This is a genomic window from Rubidibacter lacunae KORDI 51-2, from assembly GCF_000473895.1.
Classification (GTDB): Bacteria; Cyanobacteriota; Cyanobacteriia; order Cyanobacteriales; family Rubidibacteraceae; genus Rubidibacter; species Rubidibacter lacunae.
Genome location: NZ_ASSJ01000064.1, coordinates 1 through 18,212, shown reverse-complemented (window position 1 = coordinate 18,212; position 18,212 = coordinate 1). Strand labels below are relative to the sequence as shown.

General features: G+C 56.3%; 14 protein-coding genes. 8 read left to right on the top strand and 6 right to left on the bottom strand.

Annotation, left to right across the window (positions count from 1 at the left end):
* Nucleotides 1–378 precede the first annotated feature (378 nt).
* Together KR51_RS11355 and KR51_RS11350 are read right to left on the bottom strand one after the other, a co-directional pair.
* Nucleotides 379–2,025, bottom strand: a complete 1,647-nt coding sequence (locus KR51_RS11355) for an acetolactate synthase large subunit (protein WP_022607846.1) — start codon at nucleotides 2,023–2,025, stop codon at nucleotides 379–381.
* Nucleotides 2,026–2,449: 424 nt separating this feature from the next.
* On the bottom strand, nucleotides 2,450–3,370 hold the full coding sequence (locus tag KR51_RS11350; protein WP_022607844.1) for a cation diffusion facilitator family transporter: 921 nt from the start codon (nucleotides 3,368–3,370) through the stop codon (nucleotides 2,450–2,452).
* Between the two features lie 317 nt (nucleotides 3,371–3,687).
* Here KR51_RS11350 and KR51_RS11345 point away from each other — a divergent pair, with 317 nt between their 5' ends.
* Nucleotides 3,688–4,032 carry a hypothetical protein gene (locus tag KR51_RS11345; protein WP_022607843.1) on the top strand — a complete coding sequence of 115 codons (345 nt, stop codon included), beginning with the start codon at nucleotides 3,688–3,690 and terminating at the stop codon, nucleotides 4,030–4,032.
* A gap of 284 nt (nucleotides 4,033–4,316) precedes the next feature.
* Here KR51_RS11345 and KR51_RS11340 read toward each other — a convergent pair whose 3' ends face one another.
* The 3 genes from KR51_RS11340 to KR51_RS11330 all read right to left on the bottom strand — a co-directional run bounded on the left by KR51_RS11340 (nucleotide 4,317) and on the right by KR51_RS11330 (nucleotide 8,089).
* The gene (locus tag KR51_RS11340; protein WP_022607841.1) at nucleotides 4,317–5,462 is read right to left on the bottom strand and encodes a mechanosensitive ion channel family protein; all 1,146 of its coding nucleotides are present in this window, start codon (nucleotides 5,460–5,462) and stop codon (nucleotides 4,317–4,319) included.
* Nucleotides 5,463–5,491: 29 nt separating this feature from the next.
* Complete coding sequence (locus KR51_RS11335; protein WP_022607839.1) at nucleotides 5,492–6,604, bottom strand: mechanosensitive ion channel family protein; 1,113 nt, start codon at nucleotides 6,602–6,604, stop codon at nucleotides 5,492–5,494.
* A 486-nt stretch (nucleotides 6,605–7,090) separates the two neighbouring features.
* Nucleotides 7,091–8,089, bottom strand: a complete 999-nt coding sequence (locus tag KR51_RS11330) for a Gfo/Idh/MocA family protein (protein WP_198016763.1) — start codon at nucleotides 8,087–8,089, stop codon at nucleotides 7,091–7,093.
* 500 nt (nucleotides 8,090–8,589) lie between these two features.
* Here KR51_RS11330 and KR51_RS11325 point away from each other — a divergent pair, with 500 nt between their 5' ends.
* From KR51_RS11325 to KR51_RS11310, 4 genes are all read left to right on the top strand, one after another.
* Nucleotides 8,590–8,889, top strand: a complete 300-nt coding sequence (locus tag KR51_RS11325) for a ferredoxin (RefSeq protein WP_022607833.1) — start codon at nucleotides 8,590–8,592, stop codon at nucleotides 8,887–8,889.
* Between the two features lie 232 nt (nucleotides 8,890–9,121).
* Nucleotides 9,122–9,934, top strand: a complete 813-nt coding sequence (gene panB, locus KR51_RS11320) for a 3-methyl-2-oxobutanoate hydroxymethyltransferase (protein ID WP_022607831.1) — start codon at nucleotides 9,122–9,124, stop codon at nucleotides 9,932–9,934.
* A gap of 141 nt (nucleotides 9,935–10,075) precedes the next feature.
* Nucleotides 10,076–11,257 carry a branched-chain amino acid ABC transporter permease gene (locus KR51_RS11315; protein WP_022607829.1) on the top strand — a complete coding sequence of 394 codons (1,182 nt, stop codon included), beginning with the start codon at nucleotides 10,076–10,078 and terminating at the stop codon, nucleotides 11,255–11,257.
* 16 nt (nucleotides 11,258–11,273) lie between these two features.
* Nucleotides 11,274–12,149 (top strand): ABC transporter ATP-binding protein, encoded by an 876-nt coding sequence (locus KR51_RS11310; RefSeq protein ID WP_022607827.1) that lies wholly within the window; start codon nucleotides 11,274–11,276, stop codon nucleotides 12,147–12,149.
* Nucleotides 12,150–12,974: 825 nt separating this feature from the next.
* Here the strand turns inward: KR51_RS11310 and KR51_RS11305 are convergent.
* Complete coding sequence (locus tag KR51_RS11305) at nucleotides 12,975–14,243, bottom strand: FAD-dependent hydroxylase (RefSeq protein ID WP_198016762.1); 1,269 nt, start codon at nucleotides 14,241–14,243, stop codon at nucleotides 12,975–12,977.
* 315 nt (nucleotides 14,244–14,558) lie between these two features.
* Here KR51_RS11305 and KR51_RS11300 point away from each other — a divergent pair, with 315 nt between their 5' ends.
* From KR51_RS11300 to KR51_RS11290, 3 genes are all read left to right on the top strand, one after another.
* A complete protein-coding gene (locus KR51_RS11300; protein ID WP_022607823.1) occupies nucleotides 14,559–15,452 on the top strand; it encodes an aldose epimerase family protein in 894 nt (297 codons plus the stop codon).
* A 72-nt stretch (nucleotides 15,453–15,524) separates the two neighbouring features.
* On the top strand, nucleotides 15,525–15,773 hold the full coding sequence (locus tag KR51_RS11295) for a hypothetical protein (RefSeq protein ID WP_051358175.1): 249 nt from the start codon (nucleotides 15,525–15,527) through the stop codon (nucleotides 15,771–15,773).
* A 168-nt stretch (nucleotides 15,774–15,941) separates the two neighbouring features.
* On the top strand, nucleotides 15,942–18,212 hold a 2,271-nt coding region (locus tag KR51_RS11290), incomplete at its 3' end, for a type I polyketide synthase (protein WP_022607821.1).

Below are 18,212 nucleotides of genomic sequence, written 5' to 3'. Positions count from 1 at the left end.
CTGGCAAGACAATTGCCTGCACTCTACTACTGCTACTCGGGGCAGCCGCGTTTTTTAAGTAATTGCAGCGGCAATCGTTTTAGGCTTATACAACTAAAATTATTAATTTGAATTCTCGTGACTTTTTTGCAAATGGTTCTGCTATCTGGATCGGGCTATCACTTCGATGATGGATGCAATGTAGTCACTGCAGTGCCGTCGATCCGCTCGATAGCTGAATAAGCAGGCCTTACTCATGCCGCTTAGCGAAGACTGCTCGATGCGATTGCCGGTTATCCCGTGCAATGTCCTCCCGCTGCGCACGAATGCAAACACCCGATCGAACCAGTGCAGGGCGAACTTCTAGCTCGACCTTACAGGTGTCGACTGGTGTCGCACTTAAAGGATGCACTTTAAGTCTCGCGCGCGTTCCGACCAATTGAGGTTCTCCGTGTAATCGACGGGGCAATCGATCACAGCTGGAACATCTTGAACAAGGGCGTTTTCAAGTACGGGTACCAAATCTTCAGCTGAGGTGACTCGATAGCCCTTTAAACCCATACTTTCAGCGAGTTTCACAAAATCGGGATTGCCGAACTTTACGAATGCAGGCTTGCCAAACTGAACGATTTGTTTCCACTCAATTAAGCCGTATCCCTCATCATTGAAAATCAACACGACGAACGGTGTCTCAGTTCGGAGAGCTGTTTCCAGTTCCTGACAATTCATCATAAAACCGCCGTCGCCAGTTGCAGCTACAACTTTGCGTTCGGGATGCACCATCTTGGCCGCGATCGCGCCGGGAATGGCAATGCCCATAGCGGCAAACCCATTAGAGATGATGCAGGTGTTGGGTCGATCGCAGTGATAGTGTCTCGCCATCCACATTTTGTTGGCCCCGACATCGGCGATAACGATGTCATCGGGGGCTAGCACTTGGCGCAGATCGTAGATTAGCTTTTGCGGTTTGAGCGGAAACGCCGTATCGTTGGCATATTTCTCGTAGTCGGCACGCAAATCACCACGCAGCTCGACAAACTTCGGTGTCGGCTGGCCGACGCGATCGGCGCGTCGAACAATTTCATTGAGAGAGTCTGAGATGTCGCCGACGACCTCCGCCTTGGGAATGTAGCTGCGATCGATTTCCGCAGGCATTGCCCCAACGTGCACGATCGGAATCATTCCGTTGGGATTCCACTTCTTAGGCGAGTACTCGATCAGGTCGTAGCCCACGCAAATGACGAGGTCGGCTTGCTCAAATGCGCAGTTGAGGCGATCGCGTTGCTGGACGCCCATCGTCCACAGAGCCAGCGGGTGAGTATATGGAACGCAGCCTTTTCCCATAAATGTATTGACGACCGGAATATTCATACGCGTGGCGAAGTTGGTTAATGCCATGCTTGCTTGCGCGCGTATTGTTCCATTCCCAGCTAAAATCAAAGGATTTTCAGCCTTGGAAATAATTTCAGCGGCAGCCCCAATAGCGCCAAACGATGCATAAGACTTCTCGCGCTCGTCGATTTGCAAGGGTAAGCCGTCAACCTCCATCGCGGCAATGTTTTCCGGCAAGTCGATGTGAACGGCACCGGGCTTTTCACTTTGGGCGACCTTGAAAGCCCTGCGCACGATTTCAGACGTATTGCTCGGGCGAACGATTTGCGCGTTCCACTTCGTGACGGGCGCGAACATGGCGACCAAATCGAGATATTGGTGTGACTCGATGTGCATCCGGTCCGTACCGACCTGCCCGGTGATTGCCACAAGCGGCGCTCCGTCTAGATTGGCATCGGCGACGCCTGTAATCAAGTTCGTTGCACCAGGCCCCAAGGTAGACAGACATACCCCGGCTTTCCCCGTCAGCCGACCGTACGCGTCAGCCATAAACGCCGCCCCTTGCTCGTGGCGGACGGTGACGAACTCAATCGGCGAATGCCGCAGCGCCTCTAGAACATGCAAATTTTCTTCGCCGGGCAGCCCAAAAACGTACTCGACCCCCTCGTTTTCCAAGCAGCGGACGAGGTACTCCGCCGTTGTTTGTTTTCCCATGTCAAACTCCTACCTCAGCAAGGGGGTGAATGGGTCGGGTCGCGCGACTCGATGGCGGTGATGCGAGTTCATCTCGACGCTGCGATAACGGACATACTGCTTACCTTAGCGTCGATCGCCCGAGGCTGGCGCTCTGTCGGCGCGGGCAGCATCGGAGCTTCATAACTAGACTTAAAGACTCACGTCTGCCGCGTGCGAGCCCGCCACGAGCTGGCAGTAGGGCTTGCAATACGAGGAACAGCTACAGTAGGAACCTACAGCAGTAAGAATCGCCTGCCCTCAACCCACTCGATGGGGAGAAAGAACTTTCCCGTGGAAAAACCGGGCGATCGCGGGGAAAACGCGCCCAAATTGTGGAAAAGTCGAAGAGGTTGTGGAAAATTGCGGTGGCACTAAAACCAAGTGGTTTCGAAGATCGGTTGTTTTAGTGTGCGGATTCGCCGAAGCCGATGTGGTCGGACTTGTAAGCAGGTGGCTCTACATGGATCGAGACGCGGATGGGGCCGAAGCGTTCCTCAAGCAATGCTTCCACGCGCTCGGTGATCTCGTGGGCAGTTTCTACATCGCGAGCGGCTACTACCATGTGCATTTCCACAAACACTTGCCGTCCTAACACCCCGCGCGAAGCAATGTCGTGGCAGTTTATCACCCCTGGCACCTGCATGGCAATTGCGTCTATGGCTTCAGGCGCGATCGCGATTTCGTCTACCAGCCAAGGCAAGTTTTCGCGCAGAACTCCCCAACCGCTGCGGAACACCAGTATTGCCACCGGGACTGCCAGCAGCACATCCAGCCACAACAGCGCCGACATCCCCAGGCGATTGCCCTGCCAGATGCCGACCAACCCACCGATCACGGCGATCGAGATCCACACATCGCTCATCGTGTGGCGAGCGTCGGCAATTAGAATCGGACTGTCTAGCTTCTGTCCGATGTGGCGCTCGTAAAAGGCAACGAAGATATTGATGCCGAGCACGCCGAGCAAAATCCACAGTTCCCAACCCGTCACCTGAACTGGCGATGCACCGTCAACCAGCCGTTCAACAATTCTTTGGATAACTTCAAAGCAGGCAATGCCAAGGAAAGCAGCAATCCCCAGCGCGCCTAATGCCTCGAACTTTTGGTGTCCATATGGATGTTCGCGATCGGGTTCGGGCGATGCGAAGGAGTTGCTAATTAGACCGAGCACGTTATTGGCACTGTCGGTGACGCTATGAAGCGCATCTGCCTGCAAGCTCAACGAGCCGGTCAGCAAGCCCACAAAACCTTTCAATGCCATCACGCACAAGTTGAGGACGAGCGTTACGACCAATACCTGGCACACGCGGGCGCGGCGATCGCCCATAGCACAATTCCCTCACAACCCGGCAGCCCTTTTTGTAGCCTTTTGGTCATCATTGTAGGAGTTTTGGGGAAGCTTGAAATTTATGTTAGGCGATCCCTTCGCACTATTTGCATAAAAGTTGCAACTATTCACCAGTAAACGCTCCTCACTCTCGCAACAATTGGTAAAGGCAACTGCAAGCGCTGTATCTCTGAGGCTGTTCTTTGCTAGATTGAAGCGAGTTGCTTAATCGCAAGTATTTGCATTTATTCAGCTTTATGGCGTCGAGCCAGCCGCGCCCTTCCGTCAAGCCCTTAACATTACCGTCGGTTTTCTTCATGTCTAGTGTTCCGATGACGCTCAATCTCGATCGCGGGTCGGTTGCATTCCGCTTCACGCCCAATGCGGCCCGCGATTTACAAGTCGAGATCGCTACCCTGATGCAGCATCTCAAGGCCGCCGCAGCTGCAGCGGGTGCTCGACCTCAACCCCAACCGGCGACCGAGTACCGCTTTACCGGGGATGTTTTCTTTGAAGTGTTCTGCAATCCCAACATTTACCCCTCACCCTTTGCAGCAAAGGTATTGGTAACGTTGCGCGACGATCGGATCCGGCTTTCTTCTGAAGCCGAACTTACGCAGCTTGTAGAGGATTTGAATGCTTACCTCGAACAATCAGGCTGAAGTAGAATTAAGCCTAGCCAATGACTCGATGATGGCTCCTACTTCATCGGGGTTGATGGCTGACTAGATTGCAGTTTATGCCATCTCTTGATGTGAATTCGCTCCAGTCAGCAACGGTCTAGCGGGTTCGTATTGGCGGGGTACATTCCAAGCCAAATAAATATACTCTCCCTTACCTGGTTTATCTCATTTCACCGAGCAGCGCTATACGCGAACAAACTTTGGTCGATTGGCGAACGTGCAGAACTCATCAGATTGCGAGCTACAACCCCATGCCAGCTTTCTCAGATCGTAATCGGCGACTCAACATATATCGTTGGCTCGTTCGTCGTAAACTCGATACCGTAACTGCTCAGCTTCTTGGAGACTTTCTCGTTTGCTAGTTCGAGCAGGCGCTTGCGCAGTTGAACCGAATTTTCACTCGACCCAAGGATAAAAAACGTCACTCGGGCTCGCGTGTGCTGGGGTGAAGTACCATTTAGTTCTGCATTGGGTATGCTCAGATTAATGCGCGTACTGCCAGGGTCGATCCCAAATAGGGAATCGGTGCTTTCTTGGATCACCTGCTCGACGAGTGCCTTATCGCGGTCAGCCAGCAGTGTAGCGAAGTCCAGGTACAGCATAGCCATAACCTTCTTGCCGCGCGTAACATTCTCGACCTCAAGGTTAGCCATTGTAGAGTTTGGCACGATCAACAACGTGCTCTTGGCGGCTGTACGGATTTTCGTCGATCGCAAGCCGATTGATTCAACACGTCCGAAGGTGCCACTCGGCATCCGAATGTATTCGCCAGGTGCAAACGGGCGGTCTAGGTAAATTACCACCGTTCCTAAGAGTTGCTCTAGCGTTTTCTGAGCAGCAAATGCGATCGCCAAACCGCCAACCCCCAAACTAGCCAGCAAACCGACTAAGTTGATCTCCTGGCTCTGGGCGAAGGCGATCGCGGCGATAAAACCGATGATGATGTTAGCGATCGTTTCAACAACGAGCAAGAGTTCGTCGATTTCCAACCCCAAATTGCGAATTAATTCGATACCATAAAAACGGACGAACTGTCGGAACAGGCGCGATGCCAACCACGCAACGCTAAGGATTACGGAAAGATCGAGAAAAAAGCGGATGAATTCCAGAAGCCCTTGGTAGGGACGCAGGACATTTGACGAGATCGAAATTAAGATCAGCGTACCTGCCGAGCGAAATGCTCCCTTGATAGGATCGATGAGATTGTCGTGCAGATCCGAAAACTTGTGCGGGGAGAAGCGGTGAATGGTGAAGCGGGCGATGCGGGGCGTAAACTGTCCGACGATCCACGATAGGCTCGCCAAGAGCAGAAAGAGCCCGATAACAATTGCCCTGCGGATCAATGCTGCTTTCAGCTCTGGCGTGAACTCGATCCCGAGCAAGTCTTGGAAAAAGGGAATGATATCCATCAGTCTGCACCGATCCGCTTGAGTCTGGCTTAAATCGTGATTGGAGAATCGACGTTAATCGTTCGATCCTCAATATCAAACTCAATGCCATAGTTTTGGAGTTGGTTGTCAACGCTCTGTCGCGCTACATCGAGCAACTGCAAACGCAATTCTTGAGAAACCTCACCTGCCCCGAGGATAAAGAAGCTGACTTGTGCCTGGGTCATGCGATCGCCACTATGCCCAGCGGTTAGCTCCTTGAAAGCAATCTCAGTGCTGTTAGAATCTATGCCGAAAATATCTGCCGTGCTGCTGAAGATGACCTGTCGAATGAGAGCCATTTCTTCATCTTCGATCGAGCGATGGAACGTCAAGTAAATCATCGAGATTACTTTCTTAGCCCCGGTGAAATTCTCGATATTGACTGATGTAAGCAAGCTGTTCGGGACAACGACAACCGTCCCCTTACCGGAGGTACGGATCTTGGTCGATCGCAAACCGATCGACTCCACGCGTCCGAAAGTACCGTCAGGTAAACCAATGTAGTCATCGACGACAAATGGGCGATCGATGTAGAGCACTATGCCACCTAGTAGCTGCTCTAGGCTCTTCTGAGCGGCAAAAGCAACGGCTAAACCTCCAACCCCTAAACTCGCGAATAAACCAACGATATTGACCTGATGAGTCTGTGCGAAAATGACAATTAGTAGCAGAATGGTTATCGCACTAGCGGAAACTCGCGACAAAATTAGAACTTCACTATTTACCTTCCGGTGATTCTGAATTGCTTGGTCGAGCAAGAAACTATCGAAGTACGCTTTGAAGACTTGCGAACTAAGCCAGGCAGTAAGAAATGCAATTCCCAAACTCAGTGGGAATTCAACTAAATTGACCCAAAGACCAATTGGGTAGTTCAGGAATACGAGATCTACTGAAGTTAGCCCTGCGATCGCCAGCAACCATTGCTTGTAAGGTGCGATGACATGGTTGTAGACGTCCTTGAAATCAGCTGGGATAGCAGCGGCTGCGAACCGTACGAGCTGTTTTAAAAGTACAACGAGGGCGATCGCCCCAGCGAGTGCACCGACGATCGCTAACGCAATACCGAGCGCGGTTAGCCAGAGATGGGTATCTATTTGGGTGGATTCGGGTAAAGCGACCATAATTTCAATTGTGGATGGTTTTCTGCAGAGTTGCACATCTGCGCTCAAACGAGAGCAGGTTTTGCGAGATCTACAAACAAATCCATCAAGTTGAGTGCGCATTTCTTGATAAATACCAATATTTCGCGCACACTAAAACGTTCGAACGGAACCAATAACCCCTGCTGCCGGAACAACATCAACTATCGAGTAGCTCAGTATCAATCGATGCCAGTTTTTATACCTGTTCGACCCACTTGCCGGGCTCGAAGCTCCTGTTGCCGGGGGGTGACCTTGCTTTAAAATGCGATGCAGGAACAGTATCGACGTGCAAAAGGCTACCGATTTCAGGACTTCTCATGCTCGGCAATCGATTCTAGTCAAAGCCGATCGCATCTTGTCATTGAATGGTGCGTCGTTCGATTTTGACTACGCCGAGACTCCACACCAGCAATTTCCGGGGTTGAATGGGCAATCATCCCCAGTCCGCTTAGTGGGGCCGGTTATTTATGTGGCTAGCGTGATTGTTGTTCCTGATTCAGCAGCGCGCCGCGCTACGTCGGCAACCTCTAGGGCGTAACAGCTGTCGCGGGCGTCCGTATACAGTGGCGTCCCATCTAGTAGATAATCGAGCACGGCAGTGGTGTCGCGCGCAAACAAGCCGCGCCGACTGCCGATCTCGATGGGCGACAGAGTATCTCCTTGCTGCAGTGTGCCGCGATCGCCCTCAAACATCAGCGTGCCTCTTTCTCCTTGCAGCTCAAAAGCTCGCGTCCCCCGAGTAAAAATTTCACCCCGTCCGTAGACAACTTCGGCGATCGTCCCAGACGCGAACTGCAGTCGTGCCACGCACAAATTGGCTCGGAAGAAACCATCGCCTGCATCCCAGTCGCGCGAATGGCAGCTAACTGTCACCACCCGACCAAACAAATCTGTTAGACGACGCACCCGTGCAAGGGCGCCGCTCAGAGGAAAGCCGAAAGTATCGCGCCGATACGTCCAGCGACGCGGAGCCGGTGACTGCGGCTGAATTGTCGTATAGCGTGCGTAGAAGGTGGGGGCGATCGCTTGAAGATGGGTTCGGATCGCCTGGTGCAACCCTCCGAGCAGCTCGATGTGCTCGACGTGCAGCAACACCCCGCGCGCTCGCGCTAGAGCGATCGACTCCCGCGCTGCCCCCGGGTCGAGCGCCAGCGGGTATTCAACCACCACGTGTTTGCCAGCGTCCAGCGCTGATCGTACGACCTCTGCATGCGCCGAATTTGCCGAACACACGCACACCAAGTCCACATCTGCCGACTGAACCAACGCCAGCGGCTCCAGGACAGCAACAGTCGGTTGGGCGGGAAGTGCTGCTGCAAATGCTCGCCCGCTTTCCTGGGAGCGCCCGGCCACTGCCACTAGCTGCGATCGGCTGTCCGCCGCGATCGCTTCGGCTCGCCGCTGCGCGGCGAATCCCGTTCCGACAATGCCCGCGCGAAGCGGGTTCGCGTTGTTTGCCACCACTGTTCCTGCTGCTAACTCACCGTTTTCGACACTACTGCCAGTTGCAATCGTTTTCACGGCTGCGGCAGCATCTACTCCGCGAACCTCGACGGGCGTTCCCGGCACTATCCCATCCGCACCTGTCGCGATCGCCGCCGGGATGCAAGCAGAGCGTATCTAAGCACAAGTCATCATTTGCTTCCATAACCATAACTAATACTAATTTATGACGTTCTACAAACGACATTGCTAGGGGCGATCGCGCTCGGAACCCCTATGCCGTAGGCGACACACCTCACGAGATCGGGGTGACTTCGTGGTAAAAAACGCCCTGACTTGAGATAAGTAAATCTTATTTAATACAAGATTAAGAATCTCATTCCTAATGCCGGTCAACAGCAGCTAGGGGGATCCCGTAGTATCGGTGTTATTGCCTAGTGCAAAGGTGAGGTGGGGTGAGTAGTACTCGCGTCCGACCGACTTCACTAGCGCTTTATCCTGCAACTCAAGTGATTTAACCCATGGCAACCTACAAAGTCACCCTGATCAGCCAAGCCGAAGGTCTCAACCAGACCATCGAGGTCGCAGACGACGAATACATCCTCGACAAAGCCGAAGAAGAAGGCATCGATCTGCCTTACTCCTGCCGTGCAGGAGCTTGCTCTACCTGTGCAGGCAAGATCACGAGCGGTACGATCGATCAATCCGACCAATCTTTCCTCGACGACGACCAAATTAGCGCGGGTTACGTGCTGACTTGTGTTGCATACCCGACCTCCGACTGCACGATCGAGACGCACAAAGAGGAAGAGCTTTACTAAAGCTCTACAGGGCTTCTAACCTGGAAGCGCCATCGGCGATCGCGCGGGCTGGCGATACCCCCCGGGATTTCGTTCGGCACCGCGCTCGCAAGGTTTGCTAGATAAGTCATATTTTTTGTTTTGGTTGAAGATCGTTAAAGCCATGTCCGACCGGTTACAACTGCCGTGTGAGTCCGGCGCGAGGAGTCGAGCGCGCTAGGATCGAGGGCGTACTTGCACTAGGGCAGTGCGGATGAGTATTACGATCCGGCAGTTGATCGACTGGAAACACCAACGTCGACCGATTGTTGCCCTTACAGCGTGGGACTGGAGTTTTGCCCGGTTGCTCGATGCGGCCGGCGCGGATTTAATTTTGGTCGGCGACTCGCTGGCTATGGTCGCTCTCGGGCACGCAACAACGCTGCCTGTCACCCTGGACGAGATGCTGCACCATGCAGCAGCCGTGCGTCGGGGGGTCGAACGGGCGCTCGTAGTCTGCGACTTGCCATTTATGAGTTTTCAGGAAAGTTCGGCACAGGCGATTCGCTCGGCTGGCCGGGCGCTCAAAGAAGCCGGCGTACAGGCAGTCAAGCTTGAAGGCGGGCATGCTGCTGCAGCGGCAAGTGTCGAGCGGCTGGTGGAAGCCGGGATTCCCGTAATGGGGCACGTCGGACTAACGCCGCAATCAGTGCACCGACTGGGATTCCGCCAGCAGGGCAAGACGCCCACTGCAGCCGAGCGCATTGCCCGCGAAGCGAGTGCTCTTGCGGAGGCCGGAGCATTCGCAATCGTGCTAGAGCACATCCCCAGCGAGCTAGCAGCACGGATTACGGCCGATATTTCGATTCCGACGATTGGAATCGGGGCCGGGACTGCCTGCGACGGTCAGGTTTTGGTGACTGCGGATTTGTTGGGACTGAGCCCGCGCCAGCCGCCGTTTGCAAAGGCCTATGCCGATCTCGGCGCGATCGTGACGCGGGCTGTCAAGGACTACGCTGAGGATGTCCGATCGCGTCGCTTTCCGGACAATGGAGCGATCGCCCCAACTTCAGAGACGGGTACCTGAGCGCCTCGAGGAGGACAGGATTGGCTATTGCCGATACGGTAGAGGGCTGCGGCTGAGGTAGAATCGCTGAAGTTTAAACCGGCGTTCGCACCGAACGACCCAATTCCAGCCTGCCGCGCGCACAGCTTGGCAACCGATTCGATGGTCCAGTACCTAGTTTTTTTGACGATCTCGACGGCGATTTTTGCGCTGTTCGGATTGGGGTTGAATTTGCAGTGGGGCTTCACGGGTCTGATTAACTTCGGCCACGTTGCGTTTATGACTCTAGGTGCCTACACCACCGTCCTGCTCAGTGATGGGGGCTGGCCGATCGCGCTGGCCGTCCCGGCGGGCGCGTTGCTGGCCGCACTACTAGGGCTGATCGTGGGCGCGTCAACGCTGCGGCTGCGCGAAGACTATTTGGCGATCGTGACGATTGGGACCTCGGAAATGGTGCGTCTGGTGGCGTTAAATGAAGAGGATCTAACCCGCGGAGCATTTGGACTACAGGGTTATCCGCTACCGCTGGACGGCTGGCAGCCAAATGACGGTGGCAAAAGAGCGGCGATCGCGATACTGACGGCCGTCGCCGGACTGGCCCTGTGGTTGCTTTGGCGCGGGCTGCGGCGGGAGTGGCTGAGACGCAAACAAGACGGACGTTGGCAGCAGCGCTATCCTCTCGACCTCCTGTGTTGGGCGCTTGTCGCCTTGGCGCTCGGTGGGTTGCTTTACTACAACGGCGTTTTGGCGCTGTGGAATTACAGCCCTAAAGCCGGCCTGATGCTGCTGGCAATCGTCACGCTAGGGCTGGTTTACACCGGTTTGGAAGTATTGGTGCGATCGCCGTGGGGACGCGTCCTTAAATCCATTCGCGAAGACGAAAATATTCCGCGTGCCCTCGGCAAGAACGTGTTCTGGTATAAGCTGCAAGCGTTCATGCTCGGCGGCGCAATCGCAGGCGTGGCCGGGGCATTTTACGCGTGGCAGCTCAATGCGGTTTACCCGAGCAACTTCATTCCGATTATCAGCTTCTATGGCTGGACGATCGTGGTGTTGGGTGGGGCAGGGAATAATGCGGGCGTGCTATTGGGTGCGGTTATTTTCTGGGCCTATGAGTCGCTGACGCGCTTTGTACTGCCGGGCGTGGAGCGATCGCTCAGCAGTTTGGCCTTGCCCGATGGCTCGTGGTTGCAGATACCTGTGGACGGCATGGCTTGGTTGTTGGACGATGCGCGTTTGGGGGCGTTGCGAATTCTGGTCATCGGTTTGATTTTGATGGTGTTGATGACCTCACGACCCCAAGGTATTCTCGGTCGAAAAGAGGAACTTACCCTCGGCCGCTAGGTCGGGAGCGGCAGGCATGGAAAACGAGCAGCAAAATACAAACGTGCAATCGGGTAGTCTGAAGGGCAGTCAAAGTAGCACAACCGACCCAGCCGACACTAACGTTAAGACTGCGATCGCGCCCGAACCCGAAACGGATTTGTTGTTGAACGCTAAGGATTTATGTAAGAGCTTCGGGGGCATCCGCGCGGTAGATCGGGCCGCGATTCAGGTCGCGCGCGGGAGCATTACGGGGTTGATCGGCCCCAACGGCGCAGGAAAAACGACGCTCTTCAACTTGCTCTCGAGCTTCATTTATCCCGATGCTGGTGAGATATGCTTCGATGGCATGCCGATCCAGACGCTCAGTCCTTATCGCATCGCCCAGGCGGGGTTGGTCCGCACGTTTCAGGTGGCACGGGTGCTCTCGCGCCTGTCAGTGTTAGAGAATATGCTGCTGGGCGCGCAGAACCAAACGGGCGAAAATATCGTTCGTGCGTTGTTCCGGTCGGGTCAGGTCCGCGTCGAAGAGCGGCACAACCGCGAGCGTGCCATGTCGATCCTCGAATCGGTCGGGTTGGCGGCAAAGGCTCACGACTACGCGGGCGCACTGTCGGGCGGGCAGCGCAAGCTCCTAGAACTGGCGCGCGCGCTGATGCCGCAGCCGCGTTTGATTTTGTTGGACGAGCCGGCAGCAGGAGTCAACCCCACGCTGATCGGTCAGATCTGCGAACACATCGTCGAGTGGAACCGCGAGGGAATCTCGTTTTTGGTGATCGAGCACAACATGGACGTGATCATGTCCCTGTGCGATCGCATCTGGGTGCTGGCGGAAGGCCGCAACCTAGCCAACGGTTCGCCTGCGGAAATCCAGCGCAACCCCAAGGTATTGACAGCTTATTTAGGCGAATGATTTAGGCGAAAAAGCGTCGACGCGATCGCCTGGCAGTTGGGGACGATCGCCCCACTCGATCTGTTGATTACTGCAGCGATCGCCTTGTGTTCGGAGTTGAAGCTTTGGGCTGGAGTCCAGTCTCTTTGAAGCGATGGGGTGCGATTGCCGCGAGTTCGGCTGGCGAAATAGGCTTGCAAATCACGGCGCACAAAGCTTTGGGCCCGCAGATACGATTAAGGAAACCGCACGCTACGGCCTTTTCCAGAAAGTGTGTGAGATTCCTTGGCAGTTGCCCTGACAAGCACAGGAACGAGCACAGCAGTCATAACGCCGCCGACGGTTCACACGAGCCCGGCTTAGAATAGGTCTTCAAAGCGGCCGTCGAGCCAGTCTTCAATGCGGCGCTGGTGCATGCGATCCATAAAGAGCACCGTCCGCCCGTGCTCGCCAAACGTTCCCGGTAAACACCACAGTTACGCGTACCGTAGCGATCGCGGGTAAGGTCGGGTCTTTCAATCGAGAAGTTGGCGATCGATGTAAGTGGCAAACAGATGCCGGCGGCAGTCGTGCAGGAGCAATGGTGTCAAATCGACTGCGTTCCAGCTCGATAAGCTTTTGCCATCAGCTCAAGGGTCAGCGACGTTCGAGCTAGCTTTTGCAACGCGCGATCGCGTTGCCAGGCTGCCTTTAGTCCGTCGAGGTCGGGGGCGGAGCCGAGGTAGTCTGAAACTTGCCGACTATGGGGGCTGTACCTCTAGGCAGTCGCTCAGGGCAAGGACGGGCAAGCGGCAGCGCGAGCAGCAATGCAGATGGCAAGGTCGGAGCAGGACTTCACGAACCGTCTCAGGCGCGAGCCGTGACATGAGCAACTTCAGGCTGACGGCCTAGCAAACCAGTCATCAACGACAGCGAAAAGCGGCGTACGGGCGGAACCCGGCGCATCGCCCACAGACCGGAACGTCGGACAGCCACGGCAGGCAGCCACTCGTTCGAGAAAGTGCGATTGAGCATGTCAGTCAATCCGAGGATCGCCACGTTCTCCCAACGCCGCCAGCGATCGTAGCGCTGCAGAACCCGCAGGCTGCCGATGTCTTCCCCGCGATGGTGGGCAGCCGTCAGCACCTCCGCGATCGCCACTGCATCCCGGATACCTAAGTTTAAGCCCTGACCGCCGACCGGATGGCAGCAGTGAGCTGCGTCGCCGACCAAAGCCAAACGCGGCTGCACGTAGCGATCGCTTTGAAGCAGTTGCACTGGAAACACCAGGCGATCGCTCAGGAGTTCGATGCGGCCAAGCAGACCCCCCGTGTAGCGTTCGAGAGCGGTGGTGAAAGTGTTGGCATCGGTTGCTTGCAGTTCCTGCGCGCGGGCGTGGGGATTCGTCCACACCACTTGGCAGCGGTTGCCCGGTAGCGGCAGTACGCCCATCGGACCCGTCGGCCAGAACCGCTCGAAGGCTGTATCGTTGGCGGGCGCTGCGTGGGCGAAGGTGGTGGTGATGCAAGACTGCCCGTATTTCCAGCCGCGCGTCCGCACGCCCGCTGACGCTCGCACCCGCGATCGCGCGCCATCTGCTGCGACGAGCAGCCGCGCTCGCACCTCGCGTCGATTGTTCTCGTCCGGAGCATTCAGCGTTAACGTTGCCCCTTGAGCATCGATGGCCGCGTCGGCAACGGTTGCCGGGCAAAACCAGGTGATGCTGTCGGCATCGGCGACGGCCGCCTGCAGCGCCGACAGCAATGCACCGTGTGGTCCGGCAAATCCCAGGTAATCGGTTCCCAAATCCCGTAGCTCGAACTCAACGGCTCCCGGGGCATCGGCATCCGACAGGTGAATGCGGCTGAAGGCTCCAACACGAGGAAACACCGTTTTCCAAACGCCCAATCCGTCGAGGATGCGGCTGGAGAGAACCGAAACGGCATAGGACCGATCGCGAGCGATGGCAGCGTCAGGGACCTGCGCTTCGACGATCCCGACGCGCAATCCCGAGGCTTGCAGCGCGCGTGCCAGCGTCACGCCAACGATGCCGCCCCCTGCGATCGCCACATCGCAGTCGTATTGGGTTGAAGTCTTGGCAGCAGAGGCGCGATCGGGGGATGAAGTCAGAAGCATGCACGATAAGAGGGTTCGGAGCCGGTCGGTCGCCATCGAGTTGATGTCGGGATGCAGGGCTCGCGCCGACTTTCTTTACAGTTCTTATTGTGTCACGGCAATTCGAGGCATTCCACCTATCCTGCTGCTGCAGACGCGAACTTGCCTGTTCTCTCGCTTGGATGCGAAACGGCTTGCGACCTAGCTTGCCACCTGTTGACTGCAAGGAATGCGATCGGACCGTTTTCCGATACACTTCTGGAGGTTGCTAGCAGCGTGCATCTCAGCGGCAGCCGTCGAGTTCATTGCCTGTTATTGCACGCGGAGGCCAAGCCCGTGACATTCGCGATCGCCGTCAAACAAGATCCCTATCAGACTTATATCCTCAGCGACGACAGCGCGCAGTCCCGCGTCGAAGTCGTTCCGGAGCGAGGCGGTATTGTCACGCGTTGGCGTATCCAAGGACAGGACTTGCTTTATTTAGATACGGAGCGCTTCGCCGATCCCACAAAAAGCGTGCGCGGCGGCATCCCGATCCTGTTCCCGATCTGCGGTGATTTGCCAGACGACACCTACACCCTCGAAGGCAAATCTTACCAACTGCCTCGCCACGGCTTCGCTCGTGATTTGCCCTGGAGCGTGAGCGATCGCGTGACGGACGGTCACGCCGGTCTGACCCTCGTCCTCAAGAGCAACGAGCGCACGCGCGAGCAGTATCCGTTCGATTTTCAGGTGACGTTTGCCTATCAATTGCGCGGCAAAACGCTGACGCTCCAACAGCGCTATAGCAATTACTCGGCTTCGCCGATGCCCTTTTCTTTGGGACTGCATCCGTATTTCCAAGTTGGCGACAAACAGCAGCTCGCATTTGATATTCCTGCCGCGCGCTATTTCGATCGCGCCAACAACGTCGGCGGTCCGTTCAACAACAGCTTCGATTTCACGCGCAACGAAGTCGATGCAACACTGACCCCCCTCGCTCGCCGGGAAGCCTCTTTTGAGGATCGAGCGCGGGGCATCAAGCTAACGGTGCGATACTCCGAGGAGTGCTCGACGTTGGTGTTCTGGATGCTCCAAGACAAACCATTTATTTGCCTGGAACCGTGGAGCGCGCCTCGCAATGCCCTGATTACGGGCGAGCACTTGCTATCTCTCGAGCCGGGTGCGAGCTTGGATACAACAGTCGAACTGGTTGCAGACACGCTCCGCAAAGAGAACGACGACACTTAAGTTGCGTCGTGGATCTGCTCCGCCGCGATCCTGGAATGAAAAAATGCCGGGCGTTTGAGTCGGAGTAGGGACGTGCATCGGCAGGGTTGGCCACTTGTCGCACGCGAGCGATCGCTGCGACTGGCGGTGACGAAACGCATGGTCAGCGGCGAGTCACCCTCGTGGTCGGGATTTGAGGGGACGGCAGACTTGCTGAGTGTCATCCAAACCTGTCGAGCTCAGGGACGTTCGGCGATGGAATTTTTGGTAGAGGCGGCAGCCCTGGCGGCGAGAGGGCGGTCGCAGGAGCTATCCCTCATTCCCTCGTGTGACCAGAGCTAACCCTCTGTCAACCCCTGCACCTGAATCCTTACGTTGAACTCACGTATCCATTGAGAGGGTTGCAACATCGCCACCGTAAAAATACATTGCCAAATTGTACATTTTACAAAGCACTTGGTTGGTTTTTTACTACCTGGCACTAAGTTGAGGTTCGTCGCGATTTTTTTCATGCGACATATCGCGTCCGAAGTTCTCGTTCTGGAGCAGCCGGTTATGCTCGATGACAATGCAGTAGCCCGTGTCGCCCATACCGACGTACATCCACCCCATGCACCTGTCGCTATCGTCGGTATCGGCTGCCGGTTCCCGGGAAATGCCAATTCGGCGGCGAGTTTTTGGCAGCTTCTGACCGCTGGAGTCGATGCGACAGTGCCCGTCCCGGCCGACCGGTGGAATAACGACCTTCTGTTCAGCCCCGATGCGATGAACGAACCGGGCACTGTTGGTTCGCTTCGCGGTGGATTTATTGACGGGATTACCAAATTCGACGCCTGCTTCTTCGGGATCTCGGCGCGTGAAGCCGCGGTCATGGATCCACAGCAGCGCATGCTGCTGGAGACATCCTTTGATGCCCTTGAGGACGGTGGTTTGACATTGCAGTCCCTCCGCGGCCGGGATGTCGGTGTTTTCGTGGGCATTGCTTCAGGTGACTACGGGCAAATTCAAAGCAGTAATAATAGCCGCGAACATATCGGGGCTCACACCAATACCGGTCAAGTCCTGTGCATTGCCGCCAACCGCATATCTTATTGTTTCGACTTCAAGGGACCGAGCCTTGCAGTCGACACGGCGTGTTCATCATCTTTGACAGCAGTGAATCTTGCCTGTCAGAGCATCCATGCCGGCGAATGCAGCATGGCCCTGGTCGGAGGGGTCAACGCTCTCCTCAAGCCGGAGCCAACCATTGGCTTTAGCCGCGCGACAATGCTTGCTCAGGATGGCCGCTGCAAGACCTTCGACGCAAGTGCCGATGGGTTTGCCCGCGGCGAAGGAGCTGGGGTTGTGGTTCTCAAGCGCTTGGACGATGCGTTGAGGGATCGAGACCGTATCTATGCTGTCATCAAAGGCACAGCGGTGAATCAGGATGGGCGTACCCCGAGCTTGACTACACCTTCTGCCGACGCCCAGGCGGACATGCTGCGGCAGGTTTACCGGAAGGCTAGCATCGATCCGGGCAGCGTTCGCTACATCGAGGCCCATGGAACCGGGACACCGGTGGGAGACCCGATAGAAATCCGGGCATTGGGAGACGTCTTCGGCAACGGTCAAACCAATGCCAGACCGCATTTTATTGGTTCGGTCAAGACCAATATCGGACATCTGGAGGCGGCTGCCGGCATTGCCGGATTGATCAAGGCAACCTTGGCAGTTCACCACGGTGTTGTGCCTCCAAATCGGAACTTTGACACGGAGAATCCCGAGCTAGGGTTGTCCGGACATCATTTCGTAGTGCCGGTGGAGACCATCGCCTGGCCGGATGACGGATGTCCTCGCCGAGCAGGGGTCAATTCCTTCGGCTTCGGCGGGACGAATGCCCATGCGATCGTCGAGGAGGCCCCAACCTCCGCCGCCGGTAAGGAGTCCGACGTTTGTGCAGAGACAGCGACTGCGGAAGATAAAGAACCGGCGGCATATCTCCTGCCGATCTCCGCGCGCAGCGACGAGGCGTTGAAAGAGCTGGCGCTTAGACACTTATCCGTTCTACAAGGGGGCGAACCGGCACTTGACCTCAATGGCTACTGCCGGGCAGCAGCGCGTCGGAGAACCCATCACCACTGCCGGCTCGTCGTCCTCGGACAGAACCGGGATGAGCTGGTTGCCAAGCTGGAGGATTATCGGCGCGGTCTGGAACCGAAAGGGCTCTTGCTGGGCAAGGCCAACGTGTTGGACCGGCCGGAAGACAGTCCGGTCTTTGTGTTTTCGGGCATGGGTCCACAATGGTGGGCAATGGGGCGCCAGCTGCTCCAGGTCGAGCCGCTTTTTCGTCACTGGATCGAGCGCTGCGATGCGGCTTTTGCCGAATTCGCCGATTGGTCTCTCCTGCAGGAGTTGACCCGAGACGAAGCTTCGTCGCGGATGGCGGAAACACAGATCTCCCAGCCTGCGAATTTCGCGTTGCAGGTGGCTCTGGGCGAACTATGGCGCGCCTGGGGGCTGCAGCCTGCCGCCATTGTCGGCCACAGTGCCGGCGAAGCCGCGGCAGCTTATATGTCAGGCATGCTTGGGCTGGAGGAAGCCGCTCGCGCGATCTTCCACCGCGCTAGGCTGCAGCATCAGGTCTCGGGCAAGGGCAAGATGATCGCCGCCGCTCTGGAGCTTGAGGACGCTCGGGCAGCGATCGCATGCCACGACGGCAAGGTATCCCTCGCGGCCATCAACGGTGCATCCTCCGTGACTTTGTCGGGGGATGCCGAGCTGATTGTGGCTCTGTCGGAGCAG

What these genes read in the sequence shown, in the direction of transcription:
- KR51_RS11355 (WP_022607846.1), bottom strand. Translation starts at nt 2,025, where the DNA reads ATGGGAAAACAAACAACGGCGGAGTACCTCGTCCGCTGCTTGGAAAAC.
- KR51_RS11350 (WP_022607844.1), bottom strand. Translation starts at nt 3,370, where the DNA reads ATGGGCGATCGCCGCGCCCGCGTGTGCCAGGTATTGGTCGTAACGCTC.
- KR51_RS11345 (WP_022607843.1), top strand. Translation starts at nt 3,688, where the DNA reads ATGTCTAGTGTTCCGATGACGCTCAATCTCGATCGCGGGTCGGTTGCA.
- KR51_RS11340 (WP_022607841.1), bottom strand. Translation starts at nt 5,462, where the DNA reads ATGGATATCATTCCCTTTTTCCAAGACTTGCTCGGGATCGAGTTCACG.
- KR51_RS11335 (WP_022607839.1), bottom strand. Translation starts at nt 6,604, where the DNA reads ATGGTCGCTTTACCCGAATCCACCCAAATAGATACCCATCTCTGGCTA.
- KR51_RS11325 (WP_022607833.1), top strand. Translation starts at nt 8,590, where the DNA reads ATGGCAACCTACAAAGTCACCCTGATCAGCCAAGCCGAAGGTCTCAAC.
- panB (WP_022607831.1), top strand. Translation starts at nt 9,122, where the DNA reads ATGAGTATTACGATCCGGCAGTTGATCGACTGGAAACACCAACGTCGA.
- KR51_RS11315 (WP_022607829.1), top strand. Translation starts at nt 10,076, where the DNA reads ATGGTCCAGTACCTAGTTTTTTTGACGATCTCGACGGCGATTTTTGCG.
- KR51_RS11310 (WP_022607827.1), top strand. Translation starts at nt 11,274, where the DNA reads ATGGAAAACGAGCAGCAAAATACAAACGTGCAATCGGGTAGTCTGAAG.
- KR51_RS11305 (WP_198016762.1), bottom strand. Translation starts at nt 14,243, where the DNA reads ATGCTTCTGACTTCATCCCCCGATCGCGCCTCTGCTGCCAAGACTTCA.